We start from the raw sequence: 14,082 nt of genomic DNA, 5'->3' as shown, positions 1-14,082 counted from the left end.
GCGCCTCGTTAGTTTTTGCTTTGCATCCCGACTTTTTTCAAATCGACGCCGGTCTCGGACAGTGACGCGCCGGTATAGCTGATCGACACCCCTGTCGTGCTGGTGCTGCTGCCGGTATTGCTGACGCTGCTGCCGGTATTGCTGACGCTGCTGCCGGTGCTGCTGACGCTGCTGCCGGTGGTGCCGACGCTGCTGCCGGTGGTGCTCACGCTGCTGCCGGTGGTGCTGATGCTGCAGCCGGTGGTGCTGGTCGACGATCCGGTGGTGCTGATGCTGCAGCCGGTGGTGCTGGTCGACGAGCCGGTGGTGCTGACGCTGACGCCGGTAAAGCTGGTGCTGCTGCCGGTCTGGCTGGTGCTGACCGTGGTGTAGCTGTTGCTTTCGCCGGTCATGCTGTTGCTGATGCTGGTGAAGGAGTTGCTTTCGCCGGTCATCGAGTTTGATACGCCGGTGCAGCTGGTGCTCTGCCCGGTGAACGAGGTGCTCAGCCCGGTGAACGAAGTGCTCACGCCGGTAAATGACGTGCTCACGCCGGTGAACGAGGTGCTGACGCCGGTAAACGAGGTGCTCACGCCGGTGGCGGTGAGGCTGACGCCAGTCATCGACGCGCTGACGCCTTTAATCGAGGCGTCAAACCCGGTAATGCTGAAGACGTAATCCTTGTAAGAGACGTGGTTGGTGAACCAGTCGGTAAAGGTGCGGCGGATGATGTCGAACTTGTCCATCCCCACCTCGGTGGCCTGGTTGCGCTCCACCGTGGTTTGCAGATCGCGTTCGGCATGCAGCATGACGCGTTCGTTGTTGCGGTTGTCATCGAAGGTCAACTGGCTGGCATGCTGCGGCTTGCCGAAGCGCAGCGAACGCGACACCATGCCCGAGTAGTTGATGTATTCAGGTAACTGATAAGGCGGCGGGTTGTCGCCGTTATACACAATCCCGGTCACCATCGGACGATCGAGATCGCCGTCGACATAGGTCACCAGCACTTCCTGACCGACGCGCGGCATGGCGATCACGCCCCAGCCTTTCCCGGCCCAGGCCTGCACCACGCGGATCCAGCAAGAGCTGTCTTCCTCGGTGGTTTTGTAGCGATCCCAGTGGAAATGCACGCGGATGCGCGCAAATTTGTCGGTATGCACTTCGGAGTTGGGCGCGCCGACCACGGTGGCGCTCTGGATGCCCGGCATCTGCGGCTTTGGCGTTTCGCGCAGCGGGCGGAACGGCACGTCGTCGTTCAACGCATTGAAACGGCAGGTGACGTTGCGGCCGTCGCTGCTGCTGTCCGGGCCGTCTTGCACGAACACATAGTCGCAGCGAGTCAGCTTGAAGCGGCGATTGCGGTTGGCGTCCGGGTGCAAAATCAAGGAGAAATCCTTGCCGGCCATCAGCCCGACGGCGTTGCTCTCGCCAAACAGCAGATGGCCGTCGCTTTGCATTTCTTCAAGGCGCAGCCGCGCCAGGTTTTCACCGCGTTCGGTATCCACATAACCCGCCGCGTAGTCATACCACTCCAACGGGGTGTTCTGCAGGCCGAGGCGGCTCTCTTCCACCTTGGTTTGCAGGTTTTTACGCGGGTTCTGGAAGTCGAAGTCGCGCAGCACGATTTCATTCGGGCGCACTTTGCGTGAACGCTGGATGCGCTGGATCCCTTCGCGGATGGCGCGGTTTTCTTCGCTGTCCGGCATGAACGGCAACACGGCGTAACCGAAATCCAGATCGTCGAAATTCTGCCGGTCGGTGATCACCAGCGTGTGTTTATCCTCGGCGTGATCGAAGTAATACCAGATGCCTTCGTCTTCAAGCAGGCGGCTGATAAACGCGAAATCCGTTTCGGAAAACTGCACGCAATATTCACGCGTCGGATAAGTGCCTTGAATATCCAAACGGTAGTCGGCAAAACCGTAGCGCGAGAAGATTTGCTCGATGATGTCGAGCACGTTCAAATCCTGGAAAATGCGGCTGTTGCGGTTCTGCATCAAAAACCACAGCCAGGTGCTCAGCTCCAGCTTATAGACGAACTTATCCTGATGCTGCCCCGAATCGGAGGCGCCGATCACGTAAGCGTAAAACGGCCGCGCGCCGAAATCCGGCCTTTCTATTTGAATGCTGATCCCTTGACCCAGCAGAGATTCATAATCAACGTCCGCCTGTTCACATTCGAATTCGAGCGTATATTGCGAGTTGCTCGACAACCCTTCTTTGGTGGTGAAGCTGAGTGGAAACGCATTTAATTCGGCTAACACCGGGTTATCAATTTCGATTAAAGGCATAACAACCTCTCTGATCCGATATCGAACCCCGCCCCGCGTTTGCGGGCCGGCGGCAAATTAAAAATCAGTCGAAATAAACACTTAAACTATCGTTCTCGACCATGAGTTGGATATTCTGCAGTTCCTGTCCCGTCCGTTTGCGCTGCAGCACTTCATTGCTGATGGGCGGCAAAATCGCCTGCTGCAGCAGCGACTCGACCGCTCTGCCGCGCGAAGGATGGGCGCTGATGCGTTTGGCTATCCAGCCTGGAATGTCGCCTTCCAGCACCAGCGACACGCCCACTTCTTTGTGCAAACGCTGTTGTAAACGCGAAATCTGTTTGGTGGCGATATGGGTTATCGCTTCGGTAGAAAGCGGCACGTAGGGAATGACGTTCATGCGCGCCAACAGCGCCGCCGGGAAGAAGCGCGCCAGCACGTCATGCAGCATCGGCCGCAGCGCTTCGGTTTTCAGATCCGGCGTTTCCGCCAGCGTCGCTTCTATTTCGCCGGCGCCGATATTGCTCGTCATTAAAATGAAACACTGGCGGAAGCTGATCATGCGGCCCTCACCGTCTTCCATCACGCCCTTGTCGAAGACTTGATAAAACGCCTCGTGGATATCGGGATGCGCCTTGTCGAATTCGTCGAGCAAGACGATGGAATAAGGTTTGCGGCGCACCGCCTCCGTCAACTTGCCGCCCTTGCCGTAGCCGACATAGCCCGGCGGCGCCCCTTTCAGGGTGGAAACGGTATGCGATTCCTGAAACTCGCTCATATTGAAGACGATCAGGTTATGCGCGCCGCCGTACATCGCCTCCGCCAGCGCAAACGCGGTCTCCGTTTTGCCGACGCCGCTCGGGCCGGACAGCATGAAAACGCCCAATGGCCGATCGTGCGCCTGAATGCCGGCGCGGGAGATGCGCACCGCCTGCGCGATTTCATCGATCGCCGTCTGCTGGCCGAATATCTGGCGGCTCAGCAGTTGGTTGAGATTGAGCGCATTGTCCAGATCGCTTTGCAGCATGCGGCCGGTGGGGATGCCGGTCCAATCCGACAACACCTCCGCCACGACGCGGTCGTCCACCCACGGATACACCAACGGCAGGCCGCCGTCTTGCAAGGCTCCCAGCTCGGAGGCCAGCTGCGGCAAGCGCTCCGGCGACTGCCGCTCCGCGTCGAGCAAGGTGGTGACCGCCTGTTGCTCCTGCGCCTGCCGCTGACGCAGCGCATCCAGTTCGCCTTCCATGTCGCTGAGGGTCTGCTGCAATTCAGTGATGCGGGTAAGCGCCAGATCGTCGAATTTGCTTTCCTCCTGCAGGCCGTTCATTTCGGTGCGCTTCACCGCCAACCCGGCCTCGAGTGACTCGATTTTTTCAGGCAGCGCATGCTGGCTCAGCGCCACCCGCGCGCAGGCGGTGTCCAGTAAGCTGATGGCTTTGTCCGGCAGTTGCCGCGACGGCAGATGGCGCAGCGACAAATGCACCGCCGCCTGCAGCGCCGACTCGCGGATCTTGACGCTGTGGTGCTGCGCAAAATGCGGGGCGATGGCGCGCATCATGTTCACCGCATTCTCTTCGTCGGGTTCAGAAACCAACACGTACTGGAAACGGCGCGTCAGCGCGGCGTCCGGCTCGATGAACTGTTTGTATTCCGACCAGGTCGTCGCCGCCACCATGCGCAGCGCCCCCCTGGCCAACATCGGTTTCAACAGGTTGACGGCGTCGCCGGTGCCGGCCTGCCCGCCGGCGCCCACCAGCGTATGCGCCTCGTCGCAAAACAGGATCACCGGCACCGCCGAATGCGCGATGGCGTCGATCAGCGCTTTCAGGCGCGATTCGAATTCGCCCCTCATGCTCGCCCCGGCCTGCATGCGCCCCAGATCCAAAGACAGCAACCGGGCGCCCTGCAGCAGCGGCGGCACCTGCCCCTGGGCTATCTTGCAGGCCAGCGCTTCCGCCACCGCCGTTTTGCCGACCCCGGCTTCACCCACCAAAATCGGGTTGTTCTGCCGGCGACGCAGCAAGATGTCGATCACCTGGCGCAGCTCCGCTTCGCGGCCAATCACCGGGTCGATTTCACCGTCGCGCGCCTGGCGGGTCAGATCGGCGCACCATTTATCGAGAATATCGACCGTCTCGGACGCCTCCGGCGCATCGCCGTGGGCGCTGTAGACCTCTTCTTCCTCTTCCTCATGCTCGACGGACTCCGCCAGAATCGCCGGATAATCGTCGAACAGCTGCGGGATCGGCAGTTTTTTGAACTCGTCGCTCAGCCGGTACAGGCTGCGCTGCAACGTGGGATCCTGCAGAATGCCGACCAGGATATGAATGGTGCGCACCCCGCCGGACGGCGTTTCGGCGAGCTGGCTCATCAGCAGCCCTCTTTCCACCACCGTTTCCAGTTGCGTCGACAGGTCCACCACCGCATTCGTCCGGTTAGGCAAGGTATGAAGAATGCGATCCAACGCATCGCTGATGCGCTGACTGTTGATGGCGTAGTGCGCCAGGATCATCGGCAAGTCGCCGCGTTCCTTGTCCACCAGGACTTTCAGCCAGTGTTCCAGCTCCACGTATTCGTGCCTGAAGGTTCGGCACAGCTTGGTCGCTTCGACGAACGACTGATAGGCAAAGTGGCCCAATCGCGAAAAAAGACGTTCTCGTTGATACACCTTAAATTTCCTTATATTAAGTTGTTGATTGATAAACCAGCTGCCTAAACGTCCCTGTCTTAGGTTTCAGCCAGCTGTCTTTACTCAGCGACTTGCCGCCCAGCTGCGCCGCCATGCCCGGCTCCGTGGCAATCAGCAGGCTGACATCCAGCATCAGCTGATGGCTCGTAAAGTCATGACAGATGCTCACCAGCGCCTGCAGCCGCCGGCTGCCGCGCTGATACTGCTGATACTGCGGGGCCCCCAGCGGGCCGATCTGAATATGCGCGCCGTACTGGGCATCGAAAAAGCGGCTGCCGATGCGCGTGCTGCCCAACTTGCCCAGCTTTTGGCTGCCGCTTTGCTTGCCGTCGTCGATCCATTTGGCGTAGCGCGGCGTAATCGTGATGGGAACGGCGAAATAGGCCGCCAACATCTTGTTGAGTTGCCGCAGCGAGCGGCGACCGGGCAGATAAGTGCCGGGGTACGCCTCGCGCAGGCGCTGGATATGCGGGTTCACCGTCAGCGCCGTATCGACGCCCACCGTCTGGCGCAAATGGCGCAAGAACGGGTTTTTATCATCGTCATGCTCATGGCCGATCATCGCCTTCAGCTGCGCCCAGGCCCGGTAGTGCAATACGGCGAAGCGCTGGCTAACGATGCCGACGAACTGCTGGAACGCCTGGTTGCGTCTGGCGATGACTTCGGTGCGCGCGTGCTCGGTCACATGGATCGGCAGCGGGCCGTAGGGGGCGAACATGCCGAAATGCCGCGCCTGAATCAGCACTTGCTTAGGGCGCTGCACGATAGAGGCGATTTCACGCGAAGCGAACGCCATATCCGCCGGCTGGGTAATGCAGAGCCTTTCGCGGCTGCGATCGTTTGAGACGCCGAGCCGCGGCGCATCCGGCTGCGCGCGTTCGATACGCCGCAGCAGCTCGAAAAAATCCTGTCGATTGGACAGCCCGCGGATTTCGGCCTGGCCCGCGCTTTCGCTTTGCGCCCCCGGCGTCGGCGCCGGCTCCAACGAGAGCGCCGTTTCACGCATCAACGACATATCAGCCATAGTAGAGCGCCCCCCAGTCGGCGTGGGTTTCCCCATCCAGCAACAGCTTCATGCTTAACGTTTGGTTCAGGTCGCCGTATTGGCTCAACGCGTGGTGCAATATTTTGCCGAACAGATAGGCGCCGTGGTCGGCATGATGGTTGGCGCTTAAGTTGACGGCGATCTCGGCTCCGCGGATCCAGGCCAGCGGCCCCGGCCCCTGATTGCGTTCGAAGTGGTGCTCCACCCAGGCGTTTTTGATGCTGGCGATGCGCTTGCGCTGGCTGGAGTCATCCTGATGGCAGAACAACGACAGCCAGTCGCGCAACAGCGCCGAACAATCCTGAACGTCGGGGCGCGCATGGCGCAAAGGATTGGAGGCCAGCATCTGGATCGCCTGCCACGCCTGGCTGATGTTCGGCACCGCGACCGGATTGCTCGGGTAGCGGACGATCTCCACCTGGTGGATCGGCATCGCAGTTTCCAGCTGGAAATGCGGCTGCTGAAGGTGCGCCGGCACCAGATGCCGTTCGCATACCAGCGCCTCGACGCTGAGCGACGTGATGTCGTCGATGTCGATGCCGCTTTTGCCCGGCGAGATGGCGATGAAGGTATCTTCGTTGGGCAGGTGCGGATTGTTGTACTTGGAGGGCGACGGCTCCCGGCGACGGTGCAGCGTATAACCGGCCGGCTCCCGCTCGCAGTCGTACTGCACGTCGGCCTGCAGCGAAGAGAAAATCACCGGGTTGCCGTCGGGCAGCATGCCTTTCACTTGTTTTACGCTGTGTATCTCATACAGCGAGGTGTTCAAACGATCGACCACCAGCTGGTGCTCCGTGCGCTCATCCGTCAGCAGCACCGGCGAGCAATGGCGGCGATACAGGTTGATGACCGGGGTCGCGAAAAGATGAAAATCCCTGGCGTTGACGCGACCGATCAGAGTGAGTGGGCGTTGCTCCAGCGCAAACAAGATCTCGAACTCGTGAACGCGTTCACATTGGCGCAGAAAATCCTGCACGCCATGCAGCTCCAGGCTGAAGAAGCGGCTTGGCGCGGCGAAGTATTCGCGCATCAGCCGGTTGCCGGGCAATTCCCCCACCACGGTGGGCAACAAGGCTTCTTCATCGCTGACGCCGCCCAGGCGCAAGCTGTCCGGCTGCAAGACTTTGACGATTGGCCGGTCGTCGCTTTTCGCCCATAGCACGATGCGCAAGGTGCGATTAAGCAACGCGGCCAGCAGTTGATTGGCCCGCACCGTATCTTCCGCCAGCGTCAGGTGCAGCGGCTCGAGATCCAGCTCCGAGACGGGAAGCACGCCGTGCGTCGTCAGGCATATCCTGACGTAGGCCGAGCAATCCTGCATGTGTCTGGCGGCGCCGTCAGGCAAATGGTGCGGCGGCAAAATCTCGCATTCCGCCAGTGAAATCTCAACGGGCTGCACTTTAATATGCCGTGCCGTGGTGAACGTGGCGGGTTTGTTGTTCAGCGAGATATCGTTGAGGGTCATGCGGCTCCCGCGCGGCAGGTCAACCTGGCTGTGCCACTGGGGAAAAGAGAGATCGGGCTTAATCGCGACGGTGGCGATCGCGGGAACCGGCGTATACCACAGCGGCGCCAGGCGTGAGAGCATTTGCAGGGCAAATTCCGGCTGCTCATTGTTCAGCTTTTCCTGGATGCGGGTGCAAAGGAACGCGGAGCCCTCCAACAGACGCTCAACGAAAGGATCCAGCACGCCGTCGATATGCATGCCTAAATGCTGGGCGACCTGGGGATGAGAAGAGGCGAACTGACGACCGGCCTCGCGAAAATAACGCAGCTCATCATTATATAATTGGAGAAAGCGCTCACTGAACATAGTCACCCCTATTAATCAAATACGTGTACGGCGCCACAGGAATAATCAAGAGCGATGCGCAAATTAACCAGCATTTCGTCACCCGGTAATGAGCAGGTGCCATAAATATCGAATAAAATCGCCAGCACATACGATTGGCGTTCATTCACTACAGGCACCACACGAATCGTTTTCGGATCCAGACGCGGCTCAAACGAAGTAATGATTCTTTGTATATGTCTCGCCAGCGTTAACGGATCGGTATTAATCGGTATGCGTTGGCTCAGCGACGGCAGGCCATAATTCAATACCGAACTTTCGCTGTGCGCATAATCATGAAGTTTCAAATCAGCGCTGCGCGATGCGTCATTCAGTAAAAATTCGATATCACGCACCAAAACACGCCGCCAATTATCGGCGCTGGCGCTTTGATGTCTCACGCTGAGCTTATCGAATAGCATGGGCAATGACGCTTTCATTTAACACCTCGCGATAAGGCTTATGTCTGCCCGCAATCGCTGCGGGCAGACAGCCTGCAATTAGTGTTGTGACATCAATGATCAGATACGGGCATTAAGCTTGAGGTCATACCCCGTCTTAATTACCGCACCCATGGAGCCATCATTGTTTTGCTCTTTGTACTCAACTTCGATACGTGCGAAATTCAGCTTGATAACGTCGGTTGGCAGCACGGTATCGATTTCAGTACCGATGGTGGAATTCAGCGGCATATTACCCACGGTCTTGAATGAGGAAACCAGGCAGTTGCTGAAGGTCACGGCAATGAAGTCTTGCTGACCCTGGCCTGATTTACGGCAAACAAGTTTTGCCTGAGGAATATGCTCGCCGGTGGCGCACATCAGGAACAGTTTCGGCGAAGCCTTATTGCTCACCATGCGAAACTCAAAGTCTTTCATCTCGACTTTGCCTGAACCACCGCCGCTCCCGAACCCCCAACGGCCGGCGTTTTCTTCCGCCCATTGCCAGGCTTGCAGCTGAATCCAGCCAGGGTAGGTTTGGTCGGGTGATTCACCATCAACACCCTCAATTTTCAAAAAATAGTCTACTAAAGCTTTCGTGCTCATTTTTTGTCTCCTTGACTGATAGGTCTACTTCGTTAATTGAAAAGTCTATTCAGATAAGTCGTTATATTGCCTACGCGATCATTGAAATAGCGACAATGAGAACCCATTAGCCATTAATAAATAGCAATAGCGTAAAAAAACAGCGCCACTAAATTTCAATGAAATATCAATTCCCACCAACGCCATTTAATAATTAACGTCGGCAATATCCAAACCAATGACCAGCCGTAACTTATCTGCTCCCATCTTTTTTGGCTGACGGAAGTTTTGATACAAGTCGCAAGGACACGGTCATGCCTTCCAACTGGTAATGCGGGCGCAAATAGAAATGCGCGCGGTAATAACCCGGATCGTCTTCTACATCCTCAACGCGCACCTCGGCGGCGGCTAATGGACGACGCGCCTTGGTCGCCTCGGTCGATACGGAAGGATCGCCATCGACGTAGTTCATCAGCCAGTCATTCAGCCACAGCTGCATATCGTCCCTGGACCGAAAAGAACCGATTTTGTCGCGCACGATGCATTTCAAATAGTGCGCGAATCGGCACGTGGCGAAAATATAAGGCAAGCGCGAAGACAGCTTGGCGTTGGCCGTCGCGTCGGGATCCTCGTATTTCGCCGGCGCGTGCATGGTGCAAGAACCGATAAAAGCGGCGAAATCGGAATGCTTGCGATAGACCAGGGGCAAGAACCCGGCGTCGGAAAGCTCTTGCTCGCGCCGATCGGAAATGGCCACTTCCGTCGGGCACGTCAGTTCATATCCGCCCTCATCGGATGGAAACGCGTAGGCGGGCAGTTCTTCCACAGAGCCGCCGGATTCGATGCCGCGAATCTTCGAACACCAGCCGTACTCATGGAACGCGCGGTTGATGTTGACGCCCATCGCATACGCCGAGTTGGCCCAGGAAAAATCATCATCCACATCCGGCCTGACGGACTCCTCGAAAGCGAACTCTTCGATCGGGTTGGTTTTCGCCCCATAAGGCAAACGCGACAGGAAACGCGGCATCGTCAACACCAGGTAACGCGAGTCGTTGCTTTCGCGCAGGCGGCGCCAGGACGCATATTCCGGCGTGGTGAAAATCTTGCCGATATCCCGCGGGTTGCCCAGTTCGTTCCACTTGCTCATCTGCAGCAGCGACGGCGACGCGGCGGAAATGAACGGACAGTGCGACGCCGCGGAAATTTTCGCCAGCTCGGTCAGCAGCGTGACGCTCATCGGGCTGTGATCGAATTCAAAATCGCCGATGATGCAACCGAACGGCTCGCCGCCGAACTGACCATATTCCTGTTCGTAAATCTGTTTGAACACCGGGCTTTGATCCCAGGCGGAGCCCCGATAGCGGCGCAAATTGCGCGTCAGCTCATCCTGACTGATGTTCAACACCCGGATCTTGAGCGTTTCGCTGACGTTGGTGTTATCGACCAGATAACTCAAACCTTGCCAGGCGGACTCCAGCTTCTGGAACTCCTTGTGGTGCAAGATATTGTTCATCTGTTGCGAAAGCTGTTCGTCGATCTGGGCAATCAACGATTCAATGGTCAATACGACATCCTGGCTGACCTTGACCTTGCCTTTATTGGCATATTCGGACAGCGTGCCGATAGCCCGACGAACCGCTTCCGAAGCCTCGTTCGTTCTGGGCCGGAATGAACGCTTGAGCAAACCGTCAAGCTCATTTTCCGTTTCCTGCGTTTCAACTTCAGCGACTGCCGTAGCCTGCTGCTTAGCCGAATAGCGTCGTTGCCTCGCTCTCATTCCTCATCTCCTTTATTGCCGGAATCCTGCACATCCTGTTCTGCATCCGCGACCGTTTTACGCGCATCCGTCACCAAACGATGCAGAAAATCGGGTTTCTCCAGCAGATTCTTCACCACTTCTTCCGCGCTGGATTTACCATCCATATAGGTGATCAGCTCCGTGAGATGCTCCCGGGCTTCAAGCAGGCGTTGCATCTGCGGAACCCGTTTGGCGATGGCGCCAGGCGTGAAGTCATCCATCGATTCAAACTCCAATTCCACGTCCAGCAACGCATCGTCTTCGCTCAGGGTGTTCTCTACGTAAAATTGCAGACGAGGCTTGATGGCGCGCATGCGATCGTTGAAGTTGTCCTGATCAAAGGTCAGGAATTTCCGCTCTTCGATCGGCAGCAAAGGCTTTTTCCGATGCCCAGAGAGATCGGACATGACCCCCGTAACAAAGGGCAACTCCACTTTCTTTTGTGAACCGTAAAGCTCTACGTCATATTCAATTTGCACGCGCGGCGCGTTATTTTTACCGATAAATTTCTGAGAGCTTGAGTCCTTAGCCATTGGAAAACTCCTTTGTGATAAAAATTACTTCCCGGACAATTGATTTAACGAGGCCAGAGATTCCGGCAAAAGCTCCTCAACAATCGTCGCGAAGTCCATACCGATCATTTTTTGTGAACGTCGAATAAGAATGGGGGCCGGATGGCTGGGCTCATAGTTTTGGAAATAGTCCAAAACCTGATCCAACAGCAAGATGACATCCTGCCGGGAACGGATATATTTGCCGGGCATGGCGACAGGCGCGTCAGCATCCGGCGAGTCAATCTCCGCGTCATCCCGTTCAGCCGGCAATTCCTGCTGTTCCAGTGAAGCCAGCTGGCGGTTGAACTGTTTCAAATAGTCGCGCACCTGCCGGCAGTCCAAACGATAATCTTCGGCCTGCAGATTGGCGTAATTCTCGACGCGCTCCAGCGCATCGATTTCCAGCGCCAATTGCTCTTTCAGCGAAGGCAGATTTCTGCCGGCAAAATAACTGTCGGCTTGCCCCAGCACCTTTACCACCTCCGAAAAATGCAGGCTTTTGCCTTCCTGCTCGTCAAGCCGCATATTCAGCAGCTCGTCGGTGGTTAACGGCGTGTCGGGAAAAATCTTGCTGTTCTTGATTTCGTGCAGACAGGACGATGTGGCGAGCCACCCTAATGCGGCCGCATGAAAGCTGTCCGATGAGGGTTCCATATCCGCCTGAGGGAAAATGGTGGCGCCCTCCTCGGCATATTTGGCGTCAATATCCTTAATGCCCTGGTAGAAGGCCGAAAAACCGTCGATATGAAGATTGGCGCGCATAAACCACAGCACGACATGTAAATCGAAGCACTGTTCCAGCAACGCGGCAGACTGCTCGCGAATGGCGTGCCAATTGATATCACGCGCATTGTCTACGGCATTAAGCGGATCGGTTTGGCTGTCATATTCCGAAAGCGTGAATTCAATTTCACTGTATCGTGGATCAAATTCGACGCCATTCACTTCCGTTGAGATGACTTCATTCATGGCCTGATATCCTTTTCAATCAGCACTAGAAACATAAAGCCTAATAAAGCGGGCTTTTACGTTCGCCAGTCTTTCCCAGAGTCCTTTTAGCGTAAGTTAGTCGTCACCAAGCTCGCAAATTGTTTAGATGTATTAATATTAACAACAATAATAGATTGAACCTATCAATAGAATCACAGTGATCGGTTTAAACTATTTTACATTTACATATTTATTTTTTCCTTTTAAAATCAATAAATTGCAAACAATAATTATGCAAGCTAAGAATAGGAAAAAAATCAAAAACTGCCCTAAAAACAACGTTTCATCCTTGGTAGGATAATTCCAGTAATACCACTGGATACAAATAATTTAATTAGCAAATGATAACTACAGTAAATAGTGAAATTTTTTCATAAAACCATGACAGCCAGTCGTTTCTTGCAAGCGGGTAGCACGCAATGATCAATAGAAGACGATGGCAGTGTGACTTTCATTTCCAGCACTCAGTACTTACACATGCGAAACCTGGTGTGAAAATAAACAATTTGGCGAGAGTTTTGATTATTAATTTTAAAGCTAAAGCACAGATTAACATTCCGCCGTGGTGCACCGAATACCTATTGGTACACAAACAGCCTGGTGGATAAAGCATCGTTCTTTTATAGTTAACTCAGGGTAATGATCAGAATAATTTAAGATTCAATTCCCCTTCATGTGTGTTCTCATACGTCTTACCGCGGCAAAAGCACCACTGCAGTAAAGGGTCTCGCAGACTAAAGTGGCATTAGAGATATCATTTACTATAACCGCGAAATAACCACGTAAGCGCTGCAACGACAGTAACCGTGTTAAGACCAGCGATCTGTTCCATATACAAGAAATGTTTCCCTAACTGATAAGACCACTAATTTGATACTAGCAAAGGCAAACCCAATATCAAGAAAAAATATTATTTTTTTAATAAAAAAATAACAAATCAATATACATAAAACAAACAATTCAATAACTTAAAACAGCGCTGAATCGATTACTTTTACGCCAGGAAAAATAGTTCATGGAAATTTACACCCACTCATAACCCCCTCAGTCAATCTCACTCATTCTCTTCGGCATTGAATTGTCATCAAAAAATAAGAAAATCTATAAAAATAAAACCCGCCACTGGCCGTGCGTCCCACAGGATCAACTTTCGCAAGGCAAAATAAGCAAGATAATTCCCAATAAAAAGGCCGAAAAAAAGCGTTAATGATTTAGCGGTTCAAAATAAAAATAAAGGTAACTCTATTGGGTTATTAAAGCGAAAACGCGCACCTTTTCATTGCTGCAAAAAAACCTTATGAATCTTTACGTTGCCTGTCCTTTGACAATCATTGATGAAAACGCAAATCAGGTAGCCAACACATACAGAAAAGAGATGGGCTACGCGGCGGGCCAACCCTGCCGATGACTTTTCTCATCCCCGGTTCGGCCCGTGCGCACAGGTTATTCCGCCTAAAAATCAGGCAGCATCGCTGGCCTCGTCCGGCGATTTAGCGCCAAGCCCGCCGTTTTCCTGATCCAGAACAGCTTTCGCATTCATCCGACTGATATATTGATTGAAAATCATTCCTATTCAGGAGAAAAAGCCATGGTTAAGTCACTCAATGCGGCATTCACTCGCTTTTTTGACCACCCGGACGCAGGCAAATTGGCGCTCAGGCTAACCTTCGGCGGGCTGATGCTGTTTCACGGCGTCGCGAAAGTTCAGCATGGCGTCGGCTGGATCGCCGATGCGTTACAACAACAAGGGCTGCCCGCCTTCATCGCCTATGGCGTATATGTTGGGGAGATCCTGGCGCCGATACTGATCGTTTTGGGGCTGTTCACCCGCCCCGCCGCAGGGGTTTACGCCCTCACGCTGGTGGTGGCGTTTTTGATGGTAGGCACCGGCAAGG

The 14,082-nt window shown here is 55.0% G+C and carries 10 protein-coding genes; 1 reads left to right on the top strand and 9 read right to left on the bottom strand.

Going from position 1 to position 14,082, the window contains the following annotated elements; all coding sequences use genetic code 11:
* Positions 1-8 precede the first annotated feature (8 nt).
* The 9 genes from vgrG to H7A77_RS19065 all read right to left on the bottom strand — a co-directional run bounded on the left by vgrG (position 9) and on the right by H7A77_RS19065 (position 12,166).
* Positions 9-2,270, bottom strand: coding sequence for a type VI secretion system tip protein VgrG (gene vgrG, locus H7A77_RS19105; RefSeq protein ID WP_004935351.1), 2,262 nt, complete (start codon positions 2,268-2,270; stop codon positions 9-11).
* A gap of 64 nt (positions 2,271-2,334) precedes the next feature.
* Positions 2,335-4,920 (bottom strand): type VI secretion system ATPase TssH, encoded by a 2,586-nt coding sequence (tssH, locus tag H7A77_RS19100; protein WP_033643660.1) that lies wholly within the window; start codon positions 4,918-4,920, stop codon positions 2,335-2,337.
* Positions 4,921-4,936: 16 nt separating this feature from the next.
* Positions 4,937-5,965 carry a type VI secretion system baseplate subunit TssG gene (gene tssG / locus H7A77_RS19095; RefSeq protein ID WP_046687388.1) on the bottom strand — a complete coding sequence of 343 codons (1,029 nt, stop codon included), beginning with the start codon at positions 5,963-5,965 and terminating at the stop codon, positions 4,937-4,939.
* Positions 5,958-7,799, bottom strand: a complete 1,842-nt coding sequence (gene tssF / locus H7A77_RS19090) for a type VI secretion system baseplate subunit TssF (RefSeq protein ID WP_033643661.1) — start codon at positions 7,797-7,799, stop codon at positions 5,958-5,960. The genes tssG and tssF overlap by 8 nt, the downstream gene beginning before the upstream one ends.
* An 11-nt stretch (positions 7,800-7,810) precedes the next feature.
* Positions 7,811-8,257 carry a type VI secretion system baseplate subunit TssE gene (locus tag H7A77_RS19085; RefSeq protein ID WP_015378391.1) on the bottom strand — a complete coding sequence of 149 codons (447 nt, stop codon included), beginning with the start codon at positions 8,255-8,257 and terminating at the stop codon, positions 7,811-7,813.
* An 81-nt stretch (positions 8,258-8,338) separates the two neighbouring features.
* Positions 8,339-8,863, bottom strand: coding sequence for an Hcp family type VI secretion system effector (locus tag H7A77_RS19080; protein ID WP_004935369.1), 525 nt, complete (start codon positions 8,861-8,863; stop codon positions 8,339-8,341).
* Between the two features lie 232 nt (positions 8,864-9,095).
* The gene (tssC, locus tag H7A77_RS19075) at positions 9,096-10,622 is read right to left on the bottom strand and encodes a type VI secretion system contractile sheath large subunit (RefSeq protein WP_033643662.1); all 1,527 of its coding nucleotides are present in this window, start codon (positions 10,620-10,622) and stop codon (positions 9,096-9,098) included.
* Entirely contained in the window at positions 10,619-11,176 is a 558-nt protein-coding gene (gene tssB, locus H7A77_RS19070; protein WP_033643663.1) for a type VI secretion system contractile sheath small subunit, read from the bottom strand. The genes tssC and tssB overlap by 4 nt, the downstream gene beginning before the upstream one ends.
* 24 nt (positions 11,177-11,200) lie before the next feature.
* On the bottom strand, positions 11,201-12,166 hold the full coding sequence (locus H7A77_RS19065) for an ImpA family type VI secretion system protein (RefSeq protein WP_033643664.1): 966 nt from the start codon (positions 12,164-12,166) through the stop codon (positions 11,201-11,203).
* A 1,609-nt stretch (positions 12,167-13,775) separates the two neighbouring features.
* On the opposite strand from H7A77_RS19065, the gene H7A77_RS19060 reads away from it, so the two are divergent.
* On the top strand, positions 13,776-14,082 hold a 307-nt coding region (locus tag H7A77_RS19060), incomplete at its 3' end, for a DoxX family protein (protein ID WP_182074510.1).

Source organism: Serratia sp. ME47, from assembly GCF_903970925.1.
Classification (GTDB): Bacteria; Pseudomonadota; Gammaproteobacteria; order Enterobacterales; family Enterobacteriaceae; genus Serratia; species Serratia ureilytica.
The sequence above is the reverse complement of the archived record's forward strand: the minus strand, read 5'-3'. Positions and strand labels throughout refer to the sequence as shown.